This is a genomic window from Pseudomonas vancouverensis, from assembly GCF_004348895.1.
In the GTDB taxonomy this organism is placed as follows: Bacteria; Pseudomonadota; Gammaproteobacteria; order Pseudomonadales; family Pseudomonadaceae; genus Aquipseudomonas; species Aquipseudomonas vancouverensis.
On the sequence record NZ_RRZK01000003.1, the window covers coordinates 1 to 20,818 of the forward strand.

The 20,818-nt window shown below is 60.1% G+C and carries 17 protein-coding genes; 8 read left to right on the forward strand and 9 right to left on the reverse strand.

Going from position 1 to position 20,818, the window contains the following annotated elements; translation table 11 throughout:
• Positions 1-67: 67 nt before the first annotated feature.
• The 3 genes from EIY72_RS02535 to EIY72_RS02545 form a co-directional block, all read right to left on the reverse strand.
• Entirely contained in the window at positions 68-1,441 is a 1,374-nt protein-coding gene (locus EIY72_RS02535; RefSeq protein WP_093227573.1) for a DUF3999 domain-containing protein, read from the reverse strand.
• Positions 1,438-4,629: a DUF2339 domain-containing protein gene (locus EIY72_RS02540; RefSeq protein ID WP_093227575.1), complete on the reverse strand. Its 3,192-nt coding sequence runs from the start codon at positions 4,627-4,629 to the stop codon at positions 1,438-1,440. The genes EIY72_RS02535 and EIY72_RS02540 overlap by 4 nt, the downstream gene beginning before the upstream one ends.
• Before the next feature lie 273 nt (positions 4,630-4,902).
• Complete coding sequence (locus tag EIY72_RS02545) at positions 4,903-7,353, reverse strand: glycogen/starch/alpha-glucan phosphorylase (RefSeq protein WP_093227577.1); 2,451 nt, start codon at positions 7,351-7,353, stop codon at positions 4,903-4,905.
• A gap of 256 nt (positions 7,354-7,609) precedes the next feature.
• Between EIY72_RS02545 and EIY72_RS02550 the strand changes: the two genes are divergently transcribed.
• Positions 7,610-8,047 (forward strand): YkgJ family cysteine cluster protein, encoded by a 438-nt coding sequence (locus tag EIY72_RS02550; protein WP_008018944.1) that lies wholly within the window; start codon positions 7,610-7,612, stop codon positions 8,045-8,047.
• Positions 8,048-8,234: 187 nt separating this feature from the next.
• On the opposite strand, the gene typA is transcribed toward EIY72_RS02550, so the two are convergent.
• Both typA and thiI read right to left on the reverse strand, forming a co-directional pair.
• A complete protein-coding gene (typA, locus tag EIY72_RS02560; protein WP_093227579.1) occupies positions 8,235-10,055 on the reverse strand; it encodes a translational GTPase TypA in 1,821 nt (606 codons plus the stop codon).
• Between the two features lie 139 nt (positions 10,056-10,194).
• Complete coding sequence (gene thiI, locus EIY72_RS02565; RefSeq protein WP_093227581.1) at positions 10,195-11,649, reverse strand: tRNA uracil 4-sulfurtransferase ThiI; 1,455 nt, start codon at positions 11,647-11,649, stop codon at positions 10,195-10,197.
• 330 nt (positions 11,650-11,979) lie between these two features.
• On the opposite strand from thiI, the gene glnA reads away from it, so the two are divergent.
• From glnA to ntrC, 6 genes are all read left to right on the forward strand, one after another.
• Positions 11,980-13,386, forward strand: a complete 1,407-nt coding sequence (gene glnA / locus EIY72_RS02575) for a glutamate--ammonia ligase (RefSeq protein WP_093227583.1) — start codon at positions 11,980-11,982, stop codon at positions 13,384-13,386.
• Between the two features lie 179 nt (positions 13,387-13,565).
• Entirely contained in the window at positions 13,566-13,988 is a 423-nt protein-coding gene (locus EIY72_RS02580) for a cupin domain-containing protein (protein ID WP_093227585.1), read from the forward strand.
• Between the two features lie 25 nt (positions 13,989-14,013).
• A complete protein-coding gene (locus tag EIY72_RS02585) occupies positions 14,014-14,523 on the forward strand; it encodes a DUF4124 domain-containing protein (RefSeq protein WP_093227587.1) in 510 nt (169 codons plus the stop codon).
• Positions 14,520-15,140: a DUF4124 domain-containing protein gene (locus EIY72_RS02590; RefSeq protein WP_093227589.1), complete on the forward strand. Its 621-nt coding sequence runs from the start codon at positions 14,520-14,522 to the stop codon at positions 15,138-15,140. Before EIY72_RS02585 ends, EIY72_RS02590 begins: the two co-directional genes overlap by 4 nt.
• A 230-nt stretch (positions 15,141-15,370) precedes the next feature.
• On the forward strand, positions 15,371-16,456 hold the full coding sequence (gene glnL / locus EIY72_RS02595; protein WP_093227591.1) for a nitrogen regulation protein NR(II): 1,086 nt from the start codon (positions 15,371-15,373) through the stop codon (positions 16,454-16,456).
• Entirely contained in the window at positions 16,453-17,889 is a 1,437-nt protein-coding gene (gene ntrC / locus EIY72_RS02600; protein WP_093227593.1) for a nitrogen regulation protein NR(I), read from the forward strand. The genes glnL and ntrC overlap by 4 nt, the downstream gene beginning before the upstream one ends.
• A 556-nt stretch (positions 17,890-18,445) precedes the next feature.
• Here the strand turns inward: ntrC and EIY72_RS02605 are convergent.
• A complete protein-coding gene (locus EIY72_RS02605) occupies positions 18,446-18,886 on the reverse strand; it encodes a hypothetical protein (protein WP_093227595.1) in 441 nt (146 codons plus the stop codon).
• On the opposite strand from EIY72_RS02605, the gene trmL reads away from it, so the two are divergent.
• Entirely contained in the window at positions 18,885-19,340 is a 456-nt protein-coding gene (trmL, locus tag EIY72_RS02610; protein WP_093227597.1) for a tRNA (uridine(34)/cytosine(34)/5-carboxymethylaminomethyluridine(34)-2'-O)-methyltransferase TrmL, read from the forward strand. The two genes, EIY72_RS02605 and trmL, sit on opposite strands and share 2 nt — an antisense overlap.
• 114 nt (positions 19,341-19,454) lie before the next feature.
• Here the strand turns inward: trmL and secB are convergent, their stop codons facing one another.
• The 3 genes from secB to EIY72_RS02630 are packed head-to-tail and all read right to left on the reverse strand — an operon-like array spanning position 19,455 to position 20,665.
• Positions 19,455-19,940: a protein-export chaperone SecB gene (gene secB / locus EIY72_RS02620; RefSeq protein WP_093227599.1), complete on the reverse strand. Its 486-nt coding sequence runs from the start codon at positions 19,938-19,940 to the stop codon at positions 19,455-19,457.
• A 55-nt stretch (positions 19,941-19,995) separates the two neighbouring features.
• The gene (gene grxC, locus EIY72_RS02625) at positions 19,996-20,250 is read right to left on the reverse strand and encodes a glutaredoxin 3 (protein WP_093227601.1); all 255 of its coding nucleotides are present in this window, start codon (positions 20,248-20,250) and stop codon (positions 19,996-19,998) included.
• A gap of 1 nt (position 20,251) precedes the next feature.
• On the reverse strand, positions 20,252-20,665 hold the full coding sequence (locus EIY72_RS02630) for a rhodanese-like domain-containing protein (RefSeq protein ID WP_093227603.1): 414 nt from the start codon (positions 20,663-20,665) through the stop codon (positions 20,252-20,254).
• Positions 20,666-20,818: the final 153 nt, after the last annotated feature.

Below are 20,818 nucleotides of genomic sequence, written 5' to 3' on the forward strand. Positions count from 1 at the left end.
CTCCCACAGGGGCAGCGCAAAACCTGTGGGAGCGAGCTTGCTCGCGATGGGGTGCGAAGCCCCACATTCAGGATTTGGCCGGTGGCTTGCGCAGCAGACTGATCGCCATCACTGCCAGGAACGCGACACTGAGCAACAACACCGCCCACAGGCCGATCTTCTTCCAGTCCGTCGGCGCCGTTACAGACGAAGTCACAGTCGAGGTCTTCGTGATGACCGTCCCACTTTCCACTGTCGCCGCGCCCAGGGTCGCGAGTTTCGCCGGGCTGTAGTCGGGAATCAGCGTCGTCAACGGCAGGTTCGCCGCCTTCACTGACCCATTGCCCAGGGCCAGGCTGTAAGGCCCTGGACCGCGTGCCAGGAACACCAATTGCGTGGCACGCACGGCGAACTTCAGGTTCGGTGCCTGCGGCCCAAGACCACCACCGCGCTCGTCCACAGTCAGCTTGAGCTGTTGCACGGTCTGACCCGGCAACTGCAGTTCATTGAGGACCACGTCCTGACCGTTCTGGGTCAGGCGATAGAGCAAGCCATTGCTCAGGGGTTGCCACGGCAGACTGCTGTCACGACGCCCGTACAAGGTGACCGGCGCCAGGCTGTTGGGTTGATTCAGCTCGACCTGCACCCGCTCGACATTCATCCCCATCGGCAACTGCCAGGTGTATTCGCCGGGCTTCGCGCTACTGCCAGACAACGCCGGCGACCAGACCAACGGCAGCGGCAGGCTGCGGCTGCTGGCGCTGTGCAGTTGCGCCGAGGTCAGGGTCGGTGCCGTGTGCGGGGTTTTCCACAACAGGCGCAAATAACGCGCCGACAGCCCCGGCAAACCGACCTCATGTTGTTCGACCCGCTCGTCGGTGAAAGTCAGCCGCGCCACCTGGCCTTCGCCCCAGGACTGCCAGTTCTGCAAATCGTCACTGGCTTCGATGCTGAAACGCTGGAAACCATCGCGCTCGCTGGTCCAGTCGAGCGTCAATTGCTGCAACGGCGCCTTGATGCCACTGGCATCCAGCAACCAGCCACGCAATTCTTCCTCGCCGGCCTCCAGCTGGCTGGAGGGCTGCACCTGAACCAGTGTGCCATTGGCGCTCGACTGCACGCGCACGCTCGGCGCGGTTTCCTTGGCGCCTTCGGCGTTGTACAGCGGGAACCACTTCACATCGGTCAGGGTGCGTTCTTCACGGGTCGGCGCCACCTCCCGAGCCAGCGCATAAGCCTGCACATCGCCAGCGGCGTTGAACACACGCAGATCGCTGAGATCCGTCTGTCGCGCATTCAGTTGCACCGCCAAAGGCAGCTCGAGGCGATACCACGGGCCCTCCCCGGTCACAGACAACGGCACGCGACTGGTGAAATCGGCCGGTTTTTCCAGAGCGCCCACCGACAGCGAAATCGCCATGGTCATCGCGCCCAGCCAATACAGGTTCAGCTTCTGACTCAAGATGACACTCCTTCGGTTTTCGGCGCCGGTTTTTCCGCATCTGCCGTTGCCTCGATGCGTTTGGGTGGCAGCGGCGCGAAATAGCCGACCACCAACAGCAAAACACCTACGCCGATAAACGAGACGATTCGCGCCAGGCCGCCACGGTTGCTCAGCTCAACAAAGAACAGTTTGGCCACGACTACACCGATCAAGGCAGCGCCCATCAGCCAGACTTCGCGACGCTGGCGCAAATGGCCGCCAATCATCAGGCTCAGGGCGATCAAGGTCCAGACGATGGATAGCCCGGCCTGCACGCGCATCGACTCCAGCAACAGGTCGAGTTCGAACGGCACGGCGCTCCAATGGTGCGCCGCGCGCATCACCAGTGCCGTGAAGAAGACGAACAGCGAGACACCGGTGATGCCTTGCAGCATTTTGCTGGCGTAGTCCTGGCGAACCGGCAACTGTGCAACTGCGCTGTGCGCCCAGACATACACGCCGAACAATGCGAACAGCAAACCCAACTCCAGCGGATTGATCAACGGCACATACGGCAGCGGCTCGGCATTGCCATCACTGAAGGCGTTCGCCAACCAGAACCAGCCGAGCATCAGCACTGCCAATGGCGCGGCAGCGTACAGCCGATACTCGCGCGCATAAGCCGACACCGGCCATGGCCAGGCCCGCGGCGCCGCCATCAACAGCAGGTACAGGCTCGGCAGAATCGCCCAGCCCAGCCAGCGCCAGGCGTTGTAATGTTCGGACATCAGCAGCAAGCCATAGCGCATTTCCAGCGCCAGCACGCCGATCAGCAGCCAGCAACCGAGCACATGCGCGGTACTCGCCACTCGCGCAGGCAGCAAGGACACCAAACGTCGCAGCGAGATGAAATGCACCGCGAAAACAGCCGCCCATGCCAGCCAGCCGAAGTTGGCTGCCGGGTGATAACGCGAGTGCCAGGCCGCCAGCAATACCAGCGCGGCGGCGGGAATCAGCACGGTGCAGAGCACGCCGAGTGCCGGCCATTTCAGCCGCAACGCCAGCACCGCCCACAACGCAACACTTACTGCCGCAGCCACCAGCAGCAAGGTGGCTTGCAGCGACAATGGCGCGAACTGCAGGACCTCGCTGATCCACGTCAGCGCCCACCAGCCGGCGCCCCACACCAGTAACGCCCGAGATAGCAGCGGTTGGCTCAAGCGACCTGCCACCATTGCCCGATGGTCGAGTTGCAGACGCCAGGCCCCCACGAACGCGGCCAATGCCAGCAGCAGTGATGCCCAAAAGCCGCTGTGGGCCAGAGGACTCAAAGCCTCGTTGCCCGACGGTTCGGCCAGCAGAAACAACGCGCCACCCAGCCATTGCAGCGCAAGCGCTGTGAACACCATCGTGCGTGATTGCAGGTGCAGCCCGACAAACAGCGTCAACACACCCGCCACCGCCCAACTGATGACGGTGCCGTACGCGAAGAAAAACAGCGGCGCCAGCAGATAGAGAAAAGCCAACCCCAACCCGGCCAACACCGGCAGACCTTTCAGTTCCCAAGGCTTCAAATGTTCCGGCGCGGCTTTGCGCAACTGGTTGAAGCTGAACAGCAGCGCGATACCGAGCAACAAGGCACCCAACGGCGCAGCGTGAACAAGGCTGCTTTCACCACTGCGCAGCTCGCCCAGATAGATCAGCGCCGAGCCCAGTTGCAGCAGCAAGGCAAACGCCCGCGCCAGCGGCCGTTGCTGACGCAAGCCGAGCCAGAAGATGCCCGCACCTTCGACGGCCCAGGCCGCGATCGTCCAGTTGGCATCCAGGCCCAGCGGAATCGCCAGGCTGGTGAATATCACGCCCAGTGCCAGACAGGTTTCCGCCAGCAGCAACGCCCGGCCACCAAACAGCAAACGCGCCAGCCCCATGTAGATAACGCCCAGGGCCAAGGCACTGAACGCGGCGGCGAATTCAAGATGCTGCACCAGCGCGAATTGCAGCCCGAACCCCACCAGCGGCGGGCCGAACAACAGCGTGCCGTCAACGTAGTCACCCTTGCGTGCCGACCAGTGCAGCAAACCCTCGCGATCGCCCGCCGCTGGCGCATCGCTCATCTCCAGCAACTTGCGCCGGGCGTACAGCAGACCGATGGCCAGGTACATGAGGAAAAACGCGACCAGAAACGGCTCGGTGCTCCACAGCAGATCCGGCGTGTAGGAGCGTGCGCCCCAGGCGAAGCCAATGCCGAAAGTGCCGACGAAGCCAATCACATTCAGCAATCGCCAGGCCTTGAACCAGGCAATGGCGAGAATGCCGGCATTGAGCAACAGGAAATAACTGAACAGCGCGACATGACTACCGCCACCGCTGGACGCCAGAATCGGCGCAGCGAAACCACCCAAAGCCGCCGCGGCGGCCAGCCCAAGTGCATCCTGGGTGATGGCAAGAATGGCCGAGAAAACAGTGATCGCCACCAGCAGGCCGAACGCGGCCGAGGCGTCGAGCAAGGGATGCAGGCGCATCGCGGCAAACACGGTCAGGTAGAGCACGGCGATCCCGGCACCTTGCAGGATCAGGGCGTAGTTGCTGTTGCGTCGGCGCAGCCACCAACCCAACCCGAGCAAGCCCAGTGCCGCCGCCGCAACCCCGGCGTAACGCATTTCGATGGGCACCACCATGCCTTCGGTGGCGTAGCGCAGCAGGAAGGCCAGGCCGAGGAACAACAGCACCACGCCGACCCGCAAGACAGTGTTGCCGCCCAACAGCCAGGCGCGGGCGCTGCTGATTGCGCGGTCGATGAAGTTCGGGCCGCGTGGAGTGAAGTCATCGGTTGCGGATGTGGATTTCCAGGCATCCACGGGGTGTGGAGGGCTGGTTTCAGCGACGACTGCAGAAACCGGCTCGACCTCGGGCGGCAATTCCCAGATCAACGGCTGGCTTTCAGGGACCTCATCAAGAATGATTTCAGGCGATGCCACAGGCTCGATGATTTCGGGCGGCTGGCTGCCCGACGTTTCCAGCACTGCCAGGCGCTGCTCGACGGCTTGCAGGGAAGCCTGCGCCTGCTCCAGCAGACGTTGCTGCGCGACTGCTTGCGAGCCAAGGTGCATGATGCGAAAGGCCTGACCGATACCCAACCCGAGTAACGCGCCCAACAGTGCATCGCTGAATGACTCGTCGAGTATCCAGCCCAGCACCAGGCCAATCAGCATGAAAATCCATTGCATGGTCGATATCCCTGAGCGGCCCCGTCATGAGGCCGGTGTGAGCAAAACAGCGTCTGATCAGTCTAGTGCGAACACTTCACCCGCTTCTGTAGGACGGAGCCTACTTTTGATGGGGGCATGACATTCAGCGTTGATGTTGAATGTCATGCCCCCATCGTCGGGACGCCGCCCGGACCAGGCTCGCTCCTACAGGGGATGGCGTGTACGCAAGAAGTCTGGCTGTGCCCTGCCGCTCAGTATATCGATCAGGTCCGACCGCCGCCGGACTTGAATCTAATCCAATGCCTTCCAGATATCCGTGGCGTACTCGCGGATGGTCCGGTCAGACGAGAACCAGCCCATCCGCGAGGTATTCAACACCGCCGAACGCCACCACTCGTCGCTGTTGTGCCAGTGCGCCTCGACGCGCATCTGTGCATTCCAGTAGGAATCAAAGTCGGCGCAGACCAGGAAGCGGTCGTAGTCGATCAGCGAGTCGATCAGCCCGGTGTAGCGCGACGGATCGTCCGGCGAGAACACCCCGCCCCTAATCGCTTGCAGCACGTCATTGAGGCGATGGGACGCAGCAATATCCGGCGCAGCACTGAACTCATGATTCTGCTTGCGCGCTTCAACCTGTTGCGCGCTGAGGCCGAAGATGAACATGTGCTCGGCACCGATGCGCTCGCACATTTCCACGTTAGCGCCGTCCAGGGTGCCGATGGTCAAGGCGCCGTTGAGGCCGAACTTCATGTTGCTGGTGCCCGAGGCTTCGAAACCGGCCGTGGAGATCTGCTCGGACAAGTCCGCCGCCGGGATGATGCTCTCGGCCAGACTGACGTTGTAGTTGGGCAGGAACACCACCTTGAGCAAGCCGCGTACGGTCGGGTCGTTGTTCACCACCCGGGCGATGTCGTTGGTCAGCTTGATGATCAACTTGGCCTGGTGATAACTGGCCGCGGCCTTGCCGGCGAAAATCTTCACCCTCGGCACCCAGTCGATCTCCGGCTCGGCACGAATCGCCTGATACAGGGCCACGGTGTGCATCAGGTTGAGCAACTGGCGTTTGTATTCGTGGATGCGCTTGACCTGCACGTCGAACATCGCTGCCGGGTTTACCGCCACACCCAGGCGCTCGTGAATCAGATAGGCCAGGGCTTTCTTGCTGTGCAGGCGCTGCTCGGCGAAGGCTTTGCGAAACGCGTTCTTTTCGGCGAAGGGTTGCAGGTCGAGCAGGCGCTCTTCCGGGTTGTCCAGCACGTCCGGGCCCAGGGCATCGACCAGCATCGAGGTCAGCTCGGCGTTGGCCTGATAAAGCCAGCGGCGGAAAGTGATGCCGTTGGTCTTGTTGTTGATACGCTCGGGATAGAGTTTGTGCAGTTCGGAGAACACGGTCTTGCGCATCAGTTGCGTGTGCAGCCCGGACACGCCATTGACGCTGTGGGAACCGAGAAACGCCAGGTTGCCCATGCGCACACGCCGGCCGTTGTCTTCTTCGATCAGCGACACCGCGCGCAGTACGTCAAAATCATGGATGCCTTTGGCCCGCAGGGAATCGATGTGCTGGGCGTTGATCAGGTAAATGATCTGCATGTGTCGCGGCAGCATGCGCTCCATCAGGCCCACCGGCCAGGTTTCCAGCGCTTCGGGCAACAGCGTGTGGTTGGTGTAGGACAGCGTATCGACGGTGATCTGCCACGCCGCATCCCAGGCCACGTCGTACACATCGACCAGCTGCCGCATCAGCTCGGCCACGGCAATCGAGGGGTGCGTGTCGTTGAGCTGAATGGCGGCGTGATCGCCGAGGGTCAGCACCGAGGTGTGCATGTTGCGGTGGCGACGCAGCAAATCCTGCAAGGAGGCGGCGACGAAGAAATATTCCTGACGCAGACGCAGCTCCTGGCCGGCTTCGGTGCTGTCTGCCGGGTAGAGCACCCGGGAGATGCTTTCAGCCCGGGCCACTTCGGCCACGGCGCCGAGGTGATCGCCGGCGTTGAAACGTTCCAGGTGCAAGTCTTCCATGGCCCGGGCACGCCACAGGCGCAGGGTGTTGACGCTCGCTCCGCGCCAGCCGACCACCGGTGTGTCGTAGGCAATCGCCCGCACGGTTTCCGCCGGCGACCAGACCTGGCGGGTCTTGCCGCTGTCGTCGGTGAGGGTCTGCACGCTGCCGCCGAAGCCGATGCTGTACACCACCTCCGGCCGCTCGAACTCCCAGGGGTTACCGAAATCCAGCCAGTGTTCGGTCTGTTCCTGTTGCCAACCGTCGACAATCGCCTGGCGGAACAAACCGTGCTCGTAGCGAATGCCGTAGCCGTGGCCGGCGATGCCGAGGGTCGACATGCTCTCCATGAAGCATGCCGCCAGACGTCCGAGGCCGCCGTTACCCAGCGCAGCATCGGGTTCCAGCAAACGGATGCGTTCCAGATCAACGCCCAGCTCGGTCAGCGCCTCGCGGGCCACGTCGAGCAGGCCGAGGTTGCTCAGGCTGTCATACAGCAGCCGGCCGATGAGGAATTCCAGGGAGAGGTAATAAACGCGCTTCTGGCCTTTGCGGTAGATCTGCCGCGTGTGGTCCATCCAGTGCTCGACCATGTGATCGCGCGCCGCCAGCGCAATGGCTTCAAACCAGTCGTGGTCGAAGGCGTGATCGGGATCCTTGCCCACCGCATAGGTGAGTTTGGTCAGGACGGCGTCGCGGAATGCGGCCACCTCTGCTTCGCGAACAAGTGGTTCTTGAGTCATCGATAGGACCTCGAGCGAGCTTTGAGTTGTCTGAGCCTAGACGGTCTGACAGGCGGTAGAGGCTCCGGTTCGGCAGTTTTTCCCGTGAGTGTGAGTTCGTTCGACATTACCTTGTCGTGAGCCTGAATCAATGCAGGGGGCGTGCCGAATTCTGCTTCTGTTTAGCCTCCTGCGAAAAAATCTGGCAAAAGGTTGTTCAAAAATCCACCAGTCCCGGTATGATCGCGCGCCCTGATGCACACGCTGGTAACAACCGATGATGAAGCCCAACCTGATCGCTGCCGCAGAGATCGACCGACTCGATACCTGGGCCAAGTACTCCGCCCCGATGTGCGGCTCGTGCATGTCCAGCTGCTGCACCCTGCCGGTCGAGGTCAAGATCAAGGATCTGATCCGTATCGGCGTGGTCGATGAATTCGAGCTGGGCGATCCGCCGAAGAACATCGCCAAGCGCCTGCAAAAGGAAGGGCTGGTCGAGCGCTTCAACCAGAAGTCCGGCATCTTCACCCTCCAGCGCATGAGCAACAACGACTGCCTGTACCTGGATCGTAAGAGCCGTCTGTGCACTATTTATGAAAAGCGCCCGGATACTTGCCGCAACCACCCGAAAATCGGCCCGCGGCCGGGGTATTGCGCGTACAAGCCGAAGGAAGTGGAGCGCGAGCGCAATTCGAGATCGATCGAACGCTTCTGATCTGAACTGCATTTATTGTGGCGAGGGAGCTTGCTCCCGTTCGGCTGCGCAGCAGTCGTAAATTTTGGGGTTGCGTTGCAACCCAGCGGGAGCAAGCTCCCTCACCACAAGGTTTTATACAAATCCCAGACAAACAAAAACGCCCCCGGCCTTTCGACCGGGGGCGTTTTCGTTCAGCCGGGGCTAATTAGGCCTTGGCTTTCTTCGCAGCGCGGGTACGCTCGCTTTCGTCCAGGATCTTCTTGCGAAGACGGATGGACTTAGGAGTGACTTCGCACAGCTCGTCTTCCTGGATGTATTCCAGAGCCTGTTCCAGGGTGAAGCGAACAGGTGGAACCAGAGCGATGGTTTCGTCTTTACCCGAAGCACGCATGTTGTCGAGCTTCTTGCCCTTGGTAGGGTTCACGCCCAGGTCGTTGTCGCGGCTGTTCTGGCCGACGATTTGACCGTTGTAGATCTCCTGACCGTGTTCTACGAACAGCTTGCCACGAGCCTGCAGGGTTTCCAGGGAGTAGGTCAGCGCCTTGCCGGTTTCAACCGAAACCAGAACGCCGTTCTGACGGCCGGACATGTGGCCCGACTTCACTGGAGCGTAACGATCGAAGATCGAGGTCAGGATGCCAGCACCGTTGGTCAGGGTCAGGAACTGGTTACGGAAACCGATCAGACCGCGAGCAGGGATGTTGTATTCCAGACGAACACGGCCCTTGCCATCCGGCACCATGTTGCTCAGGTCGCCTTTACGCAGACCCATCTCTTCCATGACCTTGCCCTGGGATTCTTCAGGGATGTCGATGGTGACGTTTTCGAACGGTTCCTGCTTCACGCCGTCGATTTCACGGATGATCACTTCAGGACGGCCCAGGGCCAGCTCGAAGCCTTCGCGACGCATGGTTTCGATCAGTACCGAGAGGTGCAGCTCGCCACGGCCGGAAACCTTGAACTTGTCAGCCGAGTCGCCTTCTTCAACGCGCAGTGCAACGTTGTACAGCAGCTCTTTGTCCAGACGGTCCTTGATGTTACGGGACGTCACGAACTTGCCTTCTTTACCGCAGAATGGCGAGTCGTTTACCTGGAAGGTCATGGAAACGGTTGGCTCGTCAACGGTCAACGGCTTCATCGCTTCAACGGCGGTCGGATCGCACAGGGTGTCGGAGATGAACAGCTCGTCGAAGCCGCTGATGCAGACGATGTCGCCAGCAGCTGCTTCTTCAACGTCGATGCGGTGCAGACCGTGGTGACCCATCAGCTTCAGGATACGGCCGTTGCGCTTCTTGCCGTCGGCGCTGATCGCCACAACCGGGGTGTTTGGCTTGACGCGACCGCGAGCGATACGGCCAACACCGATGACGCCCAGGAAGCTGTTGTAGTCCAGTGCCGAGATTTGCATCTGGAAAGCACCATCACGGTCAACTTTCGGCGCAGGTACGTGGTCGATGACCGCCTGGTACAGCGGGGTCATGTCTTCGGCCATGTCGGTGTGATCCAGACCGGCGATGCCGTTGATGGCCGACGCGTAGACAACCTGGAAGTCCAGTTGTTCTTCGGTAGCACCCAGGTTGTCGAACAGGTCGAAGATCTGGTCCAGAACCCAGTCAGGACGCGCGCCCGGACGGTCGATCTTGTTGATGACCACGATCGGACGCAGGCCGGCTTCGAAAGCCTTCTTGGTCACGAAGCGGGTTTGCGGCATAGGGCCGTCTTGAGCGTCAACCAGCAGCAGCACGGAGTCGACCATCGACATTACGCGCTCTACTTCGCCGCCGAAGTCGGCGTGGCCCGGGGTGTCCACGATGTTGATGTGGTAGCCGTTCCAGTTGATGGCGGTGTTTTTCGCCAGAATGGTAATACCGCGCTCTTTTTCCTGGTCGTTGGAGTCCATCACGCGCTCGTCGTTGAGCTCGTTGCGCTCCAGGGTGCCGGATTGACGCAGGAGTTTGTCTACCAGGGTGGTTTTACCATGGTCAACGTGGGCAATGATGGCGATGTTACGTAGATTTTCGATCACTTGTGTATCTCGATCAGAGGATTCGGTGTGCTGACAAGTCTTGGCAGCGATTAACAGTAGCGTCCGTGAAAGCCGTTACAGCTTGACGGTGGCATCGGGGGGCCGGTGACGCAGGCCACAGGCAAACAGCCCCGGGCACTTAGCTCGGTCGATAAACGCGCACATTGGCATGCCCCTCACTGAGCAAATGGTGGGCATGCAGGCGACTCATCACGCCTTTGTCGCAATACAGCAGGTACTGGCGAGTAGGGTCCAGTTCCTTGAAACGAGCGTTCACTGCATAAAACGGCATCGTTTGTACCTCGACGCCAGCCAACTCCAGCGGGTCGTCTTCAGCGGCATCCGGGTGGCGGATGTCGATGACGATCTGACCGGCCAGCGCTTCGCTGACTTCTTCAATCTGCAAGTCCTGGCCCAGTTCATCGATCACCCGATCGATCGGCACCAGCTTGGCGTTTTCGAGCGCACGCTCGAGCACCGCCATATCGAATTCTTTCTCTTCGTGCTCGACGCGGTAGCGCTTGGCGGCAGTCTTCGGATTGACCGAGATGACCCCGCAGTACTCCGGCATGTGCCGGGCGAAATCGGCGGTGCCGATCTCGATGGCCGTGTCGATGATGTCCTGCTTGTGGCTGGCGATCAGCGGACGCAGGACCAGCTTGTCGGTCACGCAATCGATCACCGACAGGTTCGGCAGCGTCTGGCTCGACACCTGGGAGATCGCCTCACCGGTGACCAACGCATCGATGTGCAGGCGATCGGCAATTTGGGACGAAGCGCGCAACATCATACGCTTCAATACTACGCCCATATGACTGTTATCGACTTTACCGAGAATTTCGCCCAGCACTTCCTCGAACGGCACACTGACAAATAACACGCGTTGCGAGCTGCCGTACTTCTTCCAGATGAAATGCGCGACTTCCATGACGCCCAGTTCGTGGGCTCGGCCGCCCAGGTTGAAGAAGCAGAAATGCGCCATCAGGCCGCGGCGCATGATCTGGTAGGCCGCCACAGTGGAGTCGAAGCCGCCGGACATCAGTACCAGCGTCTGCTCCAGCGCACCCAGCGGATAACCGCCAATGCCATTGTGCTGGCTGTGGATGACAAACAACCGTTGGTCGCGAACTTCGATCCGCACCTCGATTTCCGGCTTTTTCAGGTCGATTCCGGCGGCACCGCACTGACGGCGCAACTGACTGCCGACGTACTTTTCGATATCTATGGAGCTAAATGGGTGCTTGCCGGCACGTTTGCAACGCACCGAGAAAATCTTCCCGGCCAGCGAATCGCCATAGTGCTGCTTGCACTTCTCGACGATGTCGTCGAAATCGCCCAGCGGGTACTCGTCAATCTGCAGGAAGTGCGCGACGCCCGGCATGCAGCTCAGGCGCTCGCCCATCTCTTTCAGGGCCTTGGGGTCGCTGACGCGGGTTTCCAGCTCGAGATTGTCCCACACACCATTCACCACCACGGCCGGGTCCAGATCGCGGAGCACGGCACGGATGTTCTTGGCCAATTGGCGGATGAAACGCATCCGTACCGGGCGGCTCTTGATGGTGATCTCGGGGAAGACTTTTACGATTAATTTCATGGAAACAGCGCGCGCAGGGCCTGCCGAAAAAGGGGGGCGCGGATTATAGCGGAAATTGCTCAAGGTTTAACCAGTTAATGTGCAGAAGGTTTTGCGCGCACCAAAACAGGTCATTTCTTGAAACCGGCGCCACATTGTAGGGCGGGTTTTTCCACTTTAAGGTGCCTTTCTGCCTGACAAGCGTGAAATTGGGGCAAAAAACCCATGCTGGGGCACTGGCATGCAATTTGCTCCCTTGTGAGGCAGGTTGCCTTGGCAGAGTATTCGCGCCGGCATCACCCACATTCAAGGGCAATCCATTACTAAGCCCGAAGCCACCCGGAGGACACTATGTCGAAGTCGGTTCAACTCATCAAAGATCATGACGTCAAGTGGATTGATCTGCGCTTCACGGACACCAAAGGCACTCAGCACCACGTGACCATGCCGGCTCGCGATGCGCTGGATGAAGACTTCTTCGAAGTCGGCAAGATGTTCGACGGTTCCTCCATCGCTGGCTGGAAAGGCATCGAAGCTTCCGACATGATCCTGATGCCGGACGATTCCACCGCCGTGCTGGACCCGTTCACCGAAGAGCCGACCCTGATCCTGGTCTGCGACATCATCGAACCTTCGAGCATGCAAGGCTACGATCGTGACCCACGTGCGATCGCCAAGCGTGCCGAAGAGCACCTGAAAGCCACCGGTATCGGTGACACCGTATTCGCCGGTCCAGAGCCAGAGTTCTTCATCTTCGACCAGGTGAAGTTCAAGTCCGACATCTCCGGCTCGATGTTCAAGATCTACTCCGAGCAAGGTTCGTGGATGTCCGACCAGGACATCGAAGGCGGCAACAAGGGTCACCGTCCAGGCGTCAAAGGCGGCTACTTCCCGGTTCCACCGTTCGACCACGACCACGAAATCCGTACCTCCATGTGCAACGCACTGGAAGAAATGGGCCTGACCGTCGAAGTTCACCACCACGAAGTGGCAACTGCCGGCCAGAACGAAATCGGCGTCAAGTTCAACACCCTGGTGAAGAAAGCCGACGAAACCCAGACCCTGAAGTACGTCGTGCACAACGTTGCCGACGCTTACGGTCGTACCGCTACCTTCATGCCTAAGCCTCTGTACGGCGACAACGGCTCGGGTATGCACGTACACATGTCGATCTGGAAAGACGGCAAGAACACCTTCGCAGGTGAAGGCTATGCCGGCCTGTCCGACACCGCCCTGTACTTCATCGGCGGCATCATCAAGCACGGTAAGGCCCTGAACGGCTTCACCAACCCGGCGACCAACTCCTACAAGCGTCTGGTACCAGGCTTCGAAGCGCCGGTAATGCTGGCCTACTCGGCTCGCAACCGTTCCGCTTCGATCCGTATTCCTTACGTGTCGAGCCCGAAAGCCCGCCGTATTGAAGCACGCTTCCCGGATCCGGCTGCCAACCCGTACCTGTGCTTCGCTGCACTGCTGATGGCCGGCCTGGACGGCATCCAGAACAAGATCCACCCTGGCGACGCAGCTGACAAAAACCTGTACGACCTGCCGCCTGAAGAGGCGAAAGAGATCCCACAAGTTTGCGGCAGCCTGAAAGAAGCCCTGGAAGAGCTGGACAAAGGCCGTGCGTTCCTGACCAAAGGCGGCGTGTTCTCCGACGACTTCATCGACGCTTACATCGCGTTGAAATCCGAAGAAGAAATCAAGGTGCGTACCTTCGTACACCCACTGGAATACGAGCTGTACTACAGCTGCTGATCCGGTAGCGTTGCAGCACGCAGCGTGACAAGAAAGAGGCCTCCTTCGGGAGGCCTTTTTTGTGGGCGACTTCCGACAACGAAATTCGACGTTTCCTCTGGCGCACACGGCATCGTCTGGCAGCACCCCATGTGACGGGCCCGTAGGCTGTTCGCGACACGCAGTCCACGGATGAAATGATGAAAACACTCCTGCTCAGGGTGGTACCGGCTGCTCTCGTCAGCCTCTTCCTTTTTGGCTGTAACTCAAAATCCCCATCGACTGACATCACACGAGAAATCCTGCTGCGCACCAGCCAATCGTGGGACGGCACTCGCTACATCAGCTATCCGGATGCAGCGCCTGAACTGACCGTACTCAAGCTCGTGATTCCCGCCAATACGCAACTCCCCTGGCACAGCCACCCCATCCCCAACGTCGGTTACATCCTCTCAGGCGAACTGCTGGTCGAGGACCAGAACAGCGGCCAGACCAGGCGCATCAAACAAGGAGAAGCCGTGGCTGAAATGGTCAACATCACGCATCGCGGAGTCACTGGCGACAAACCGGTAGAACTGGTTGTGTTCTATGCTGGCAGCAAGGGTATTCCGTTGACGGAGTAATCTTTGCTTCACACTTGGAGTCGGAATGCGGCCAATTTTATTACTTGTATTGCTGTCCTTCGGTTCTCCCGTGATGGCCCAGATCTACAAATACACCGATGCCAACGGCAATACCGCCTACAGCAATCAGCCGCCTGATGGGGTAAAAGCCCAACCGCTCGATCTGCCGCCGCTTAACAGTGTCCAGACACAACCGCCCGGTCCGTCCGCGCCCACCCGCGAAGACCGCGAGAAACCTCACGAAACCTATGAGGTACTGCAACTCACCGGCCTGCCTGCCAACGAAGCCCTGCGCGCCAACAACGGCACCTTCACGGTCAACGCGCTGATCAAGCCACGCTTGCAGGACCATCATTTGTTGCGCCTGCTACTGGATGATCAGCCTTACGGCCAGCCGAGCAACGTACCGACCCTGCAACTGGTGAACCTTGATCGAGGCGAGCACCGTCTGGCGGTGCAGGTCATCGAGGGTGAAAACGTCGTGCAACAAAGCCCGGCGGTGAGCTTCACCCTCCTGCGGGCTCGCGCACCTTGAAAGCCTGGCTGTTGGTCGTCTGCCTCATCGCCCTGCCGGCCCACGCGGAGGTGTTTACCTACGTCGATGCCCAGGGCCACCGGTTTTTCACGGACCAACCCAAACCCGGCAATGCGTTGCGCGTGCCGCAGACAGCAATCAACTTGATGGCAGCCAATCCTGCCCCGGAACCAGCACCGGCTGTCCAAACCAGCCCGGAAGAACAACCCCTGTTCCACTACGACCTGGTGCGCATCCTGATCCCGGAGCCTGATGCGACGATCCGCAACAACGCCGGGGAATTGATCGTCAGCGTGACTAACGAGCCCGACTTGCAGCCCGGCCATCGCTATCGACTGCTACTCGATGGCGAACCCACTGCCGAACCCGGACTCAGCCCGGTGTTCCCGCTGACCGACATCGATCGCGGTAGCCATACCCTGTCCGTGGAAATTCTTGACGAGCAGGGCCGCATCGTCGAACGCACAGCCAGCCAACCCTTCCACATGCAGCGCACGTCGCTCGCTCAGCGGCGCAAGATCAAACCCTGCGCCCTTGCCGACTACGGCAAACGGCCGGAATGCCCACTCAGCGACAAACCCGTCGAAGAAAAAAACCCCTTTCAGCGAGTTTTCTAACCTCGTTCAGCTTTGCGCACTATATTGGTGCAATAGCTTGCACCGTACTCACATTACAACCCATTTTGGTTCGAAAATACCCGTAAAAGCTGGCAAAACGCCACGCAAGCGAGCGTCAAACGCCCGTTTCAGGCTTCGAACGCTTCTTTTCGGAGCCTTGGTTTGGTTTTTGCATTTTAACTGTGTCAGCGCTTTGCAAAGGCGCGCGCTCCGCCCTAAAAGAGGTCCCGATGACCATTAGCGACGCACTCCACCGTTTGCTACTCGACAACCTCACCACCGCCACCATCCTGCTCGACGGCCAATTGCGCCTCGAGTACATGAACCCGGCGGCGGAAATGCTGTTGGCCATCAGCGGCCAGCGCAGCCATGGGCAATTCATCAGCGAATTGTTTACCGAGTCCACCGAAGCGCTCAATTCCTTGCGCCAGGCCGTCGAGCAAGCGCACCCGTTCACCAAACGCGAGGCGATGCTCACGGCTCTCACTGGCCAGACGCTGACGGTCGACTACGCGGTAACGCCGATCCTGAGCAGTGGCGACACCATGCTGCTGCTGGAAGTACACCCGCGTGACCGCCTGCTGCGGATCACCAAGGAGGAAGCGCAGCTCTCCAAGCAGGAAACCAGCAAGATGCTGGTGCGCGGCCTCGCCCATGAGATCAAGAACCCCTTGGGTGGTATTCGCGGCGCGGCACAATTGCTGGCTCGCGAGCTGCCGGAAGAAAGCCTGCGCGATTACACCAACGTCATCATCGAAGAAGCCGACCGCCTGCGTAACCTGGTGGACCGCATGCTCGGCTCGAACAAGCTGCCGTCACTGGCCATGTGCAATGTCCACGAAGTGCTGGAGCGTGTCTGCCATCTGGTCGAGGCCGAAAGCCAGGGTTGCATCACCCTGGTGCGCGACTACGACCCGAGCATTCCCGACGTATTGATCGACCGCGAGCAAATGATTCAGGCCGTCCTGAACATCGTGCGCAATGCGATGCAGGCCATCAGCAGCCAGAACGAGTTGCGCCTGGGACGCATCACTCTGCGCACCCGCGCCATGCGCCAGTTCACCATCGGCCACGTGCGCCATCGCCTGGTGACCAAGATCGAGATCATCGACAACGGCCCGGGCATCCCTGCGGAACTTCAGGAAACCATTTTCTTTCCCATGGTCAGCGGCCGTCCGGACGGTACCGGGCTGGGCCTGGCCATCACCCAGAACATCATCAGCCAGCACCAGGGTCTGATCGAATGTGACAGCCACCCCGGCCACACCACTTTCTCGATCTTTCTGCCACTGGAACAAGGAGCCACATCGACATGAGCCGTAGTGAAACCGTGTGGATCGTCGATGACGACCGTTCTATCCGTTGGGTCCTGGAAAAAGCCCTGCAGCAGGAAGGCATGACCACGCAGAGCTTCGACAGCGCCGATGGCGTGATGAGCCGCCTGGCGCGCCAGCAGCCGGACGTGATCATCTCCGACATCCGCATGCCCGGCGCCAGCGGTCTGGACCTTCTGGCGCGGATTCGCGAGCAGCATCCACGCCTGCCGGTCATCATCATGACCGCTCACTCCGATCTGGACAGCGCTGTCGCGTCCTATCAGGGTGGCGCATTCGAATACCTGCCCAAGCCATTCGACGTCGACGAAGCGGTTTCACTGGTCAAGCGCGCCAACCAGCATGCCCAGGAGCAGCAAGGCCTGGAAGTTGCCCCGGCACTGACCCGCACCCCGGAAATCATCGGTGAAGCGCCGGCGATGCAAGAGGTGTTTCGCGCCATTGGTCGCCTGAGCCACTCGAACATTACTGTGCTGATCAACGGCGAGTCGGGCACCGGTAAAGAACTGGTGGCCCACGCCCTGCACCGCCACAGCCCTCGGGCCGCATCGCCGTTCATCGCGCTGAACATGGCGGCGATCCCGAAAGACTTGATGGAGTCTGAACTGTTCGGCCACGAAAAAGGCGCGTTCACCGGTGCAGCCAACCTGCGCCGTGGGCGCTTTGAACAGGCCGATGGCGGCACCCTGTTCCTTGATGAAATCGGCGACATGCCGGCGGACACCCAGACCCGCCTGCTGCGCGTGCTGGCCGATGGCGAGTTCTACCGCGTCGGCGGCCACGTACCGGTGAAGGTCGACGTGCGGATCATTGCCGCCACTCACCAGAACCTGGAAACCCTGGTGCACGCCGGGAAATTTCGCGAGGACCTGTTCCATCGCCTCAACGTAATCCGCATCCATATCCCGCGCCTGTCGGATCGTCGCGAAGACATCCCGACCCTGGCCAAGCACTTCCTCAGCCGTGCCGCGCAAGAGCTGGCCGTTGAGCCGAAGTTGCTGAAAAGTGAAACCGAGGAATACCTGAAAAACCTGCCATGGCCTGGCAACGTGCGGCAGCTGGAAAACACCTGCCGCTGGATCACGGTGATGGCTTCGGGTCGCGAAGTGCACATCGGCGACTTGCCGCCGGAGCTGCTGAGCCTGCCGCAGGACTCTGCCCCGGTGACGAACTGGGAGCAGGCGCTGCGTCAGTGGGCGGACCAGGCACTGGCCCGTGGTCAGTCGAGCCTGCTCGACAGTGCAGTGCCCGCCTTTGAGCGAATCATGATCGAGACCGCGCTTAAACACACCGCCGGGCGTCGTCGCGATGCCGCAGTTTTGCTGGGTTGGGGGCGTAATACCCTGACGCGCAAGATCAAGGAACTGGGGATGAAGGTGGATGGCGGGGAGGATGATGAGGGGGAAGAGGGTTAAATAGCATTCAGCACTTCGTCGTCAGTGACATCCAATCGCGAGCAAGCTCGCTCACTCAGTGGATTTTCGGTGTTTTCACTATCGTGCAGACACCCTCGAACCCCGTAGGAGCAAGCTTGCTCGCGATGCTTTCAGGGGTTCGAATGCACCGACTGAATGCACCGTGAACCGCAATCGCGCACAGCAACCGATCCGAAACCCTGCACGCGTTCACAATCGAACCCCTGGCGAAAAAACACGAAAGCCCCGTAATACGGGGCTTTCGACGTTTCGAGGCGCTATTTTGTTGCGCGATGTTAAAACCTGGCACGCCCCCTGCAATAACCCTTTCAAGTGAATCAGTTCACCTATCCGGTTTCGGGGACCTTGGTACAGGCAGGCCGGGGATTCCCCTCTTTACATCGGGCTCACCCCGCTCAACGCGACGAGCCCAACCCTTTTGGGGCCCTTGATACAGGCAGGTCAGGGGTTCCTTCTTTACACCGGGCGCACGCCACGATGCGCGAGCCCTACCGTTTTGGGGACCTTGGTACAGGCAGGCCGGGGATTCCCTCTTTTATTGCTCCCGGAGATGGATCTCCAGCCGCCAGCGGTCACCGACCTCACTGCCGGCCCAATCACCCTGAAGGGGTCGGGCCGCCACCAGCGTCAGCAACAACCCGCCATCACTCAAGCGCACCCGCCAGTTCACGTCCTTGTCGTTGATCTTGAGCTGGCCTTTGCGCGCCTTACCCTCGGCACCGAACAGCAGCGCGACGCTACCGTCAACGATCTCGCCATGGACCTTGGGTTCGTTGTTGAACCACACCACCAGGCCGTCGCCCGTCACCTCAACCTGCTGCAGCTCGGTGGGATCAGGCGTAGTCAGGCGACCGATCATCAGGCCCACCATCACCCCGACAATCGCCAGCGAGCCCATCACCCGCAGGAATAGTTTCGAACGAAAGTCGGCTGGCGGCGTAGAATGCCGCTCATCTTTACCTTCGGAGCCGTGCATGTTTCACGTCATCCTTTTCCAACCAGAAATTCCGCCGAATACCGGCAACGTTATCAGGCTGTGCGCCAACAGTGGCTGCCACCTGCATTTGATCGAACCGCTGGGCTTCGAGATGGACGACAAACGCCTGCGCCGGGCCGGCCTCGATTATCACGAGTATGCCACCCTGCAACGTCACGCCGACCTGGCCAGCTGCCTGGAAAGCCTGGGCAACCCGAGGGTATTCGCCTTCACCACCAAGGGTTCGCGGCCATTCCATGATGCCAGCTTCGTTGCAGGCGATGCGTTCCTGTTCGGCCCGGAAAGCCGGGGCCTGCCCGCTGAAGTGCTCGACTCGTTGCCCGCCGAACAACGCCTGCGCCTGCCGATGCGCGAAGGCTGTCGCAGCCTCAATCTGTCGAACACGGTCGCTGTGGCGGTGTACGAAGCCTGGCGGCAGAACGACTTTAAATAACACCCAAAAAAATGTGGGAGCGAGCTTGCTCGCGATGGCGGTGCATCAGTCAACATTGATGTTGAAGCTGATGACCTCATCGCGAGCAAGCTCGCTCCCACAATTGGCACGCGTTTACTGAACGGTCGGCGTCTCGCCTGCAGCCTGCATGCGCTGCAGCTCTTGTGCGTACAGTGCGTCGAAGTTCACCGGAGCCAGCATCAGCGCCGGGAACGAACCGCGTGTAACCAGGCTGTCCAGGGTTTCGCGAGCGTACGGGAACAGGATGTTCGGGCAGAACGCGCCCAGGGTGTGGCTCATCGAAGCATCGTCGAGGTTCTTGATCAGGAAGATCCCGGCCTGTTGCACTTCAGCGATGAACGCCACTTCTTCACCGTTTTTCACGGTAACCGACAGGGTCAGCACAACTTCGTGGAAGTCAGCTTCCAGCGCCTTCTGGCGAGTGTTCAGGTCCAGAGCGACGCTCGGCTCCCACTGCTGGCGGAAAATCGCCGGGCTTTTCGGGGCTTCGAAGGACAGGTCACGCACGTAAATGCGCTGCAAGGAGAATTGCGGTGCAGTTTCTTCTTCGTTCGCAGCGGTGTTCTGTTGGTCAGTCATCGCAGATCCTTCTTGATCCAGGGGTCTTTTTAGGTGTGCTTATCAGGTACTACGCTCACGCCTTGAGCAGCGCATCGAGCTTGCCGGCGCGCTCCAGGGCGAACAAATCATCACAACCGCCGACATGCGTGTTGCCGATCCAGATCTGCGGCACGGACGTACGCCCGGCCTTCTGGGCCATTGCCGCACGCACCTGCGGCTTGCCATCGACCTTGATCTCTTCGAAGGCCACGCCTTTGTTCTCGAGCAGGTACTTGGCTCGCGAGCAGTAAGGGCAGTAATCGCTGGAATAGACGACGACGTTGCTCATATCACTTCACCAGCGGCAGATTGTCGGCCTTCCAGGTGGAAATACCACCGGAGAGCTTGGCAGCGGTGAAGCCGGATTTCATCAGTTCGCGAGCGTGAGTGCCAGCGGTCTGACCCATGGCGTCGACCAGGATGATGGTCTTGGCCTTGTGTTTTTCCAGCTCGCCAACGCGGGCAGCCAGTTTGTCCTGAGGAATGTTCAGCGCGCCGACGATGTGACCGGCGGCGAAATCCTTGGTTGGACGAATGTCGACCACGATGCCTGCGTCCTTGTTGACCAGGCCGGTCAGTTCACCGGTGCTCAGGCTGCGACCGCCGCCCTGCATCGTATGGGCGATCAGCAGCGCCAGCAGTACGACGAAGATACCGACAAGAATGTAGTGGTTAGTGGCAAATTCAATCAGGTGAGCAACCATCGAAGGAGGTTCCAGGGCGTTAAAATGTCGGCCAGTATACACAGGCCCCAAGGTGGGCCAAACCCCGTCCGGCGGTGACGTGGCCGGAACTTCGCATTAAACTGCCACTCCCTTTTCCATTACCCCCTTTTACCTCAGCCACGAGTGGATTCC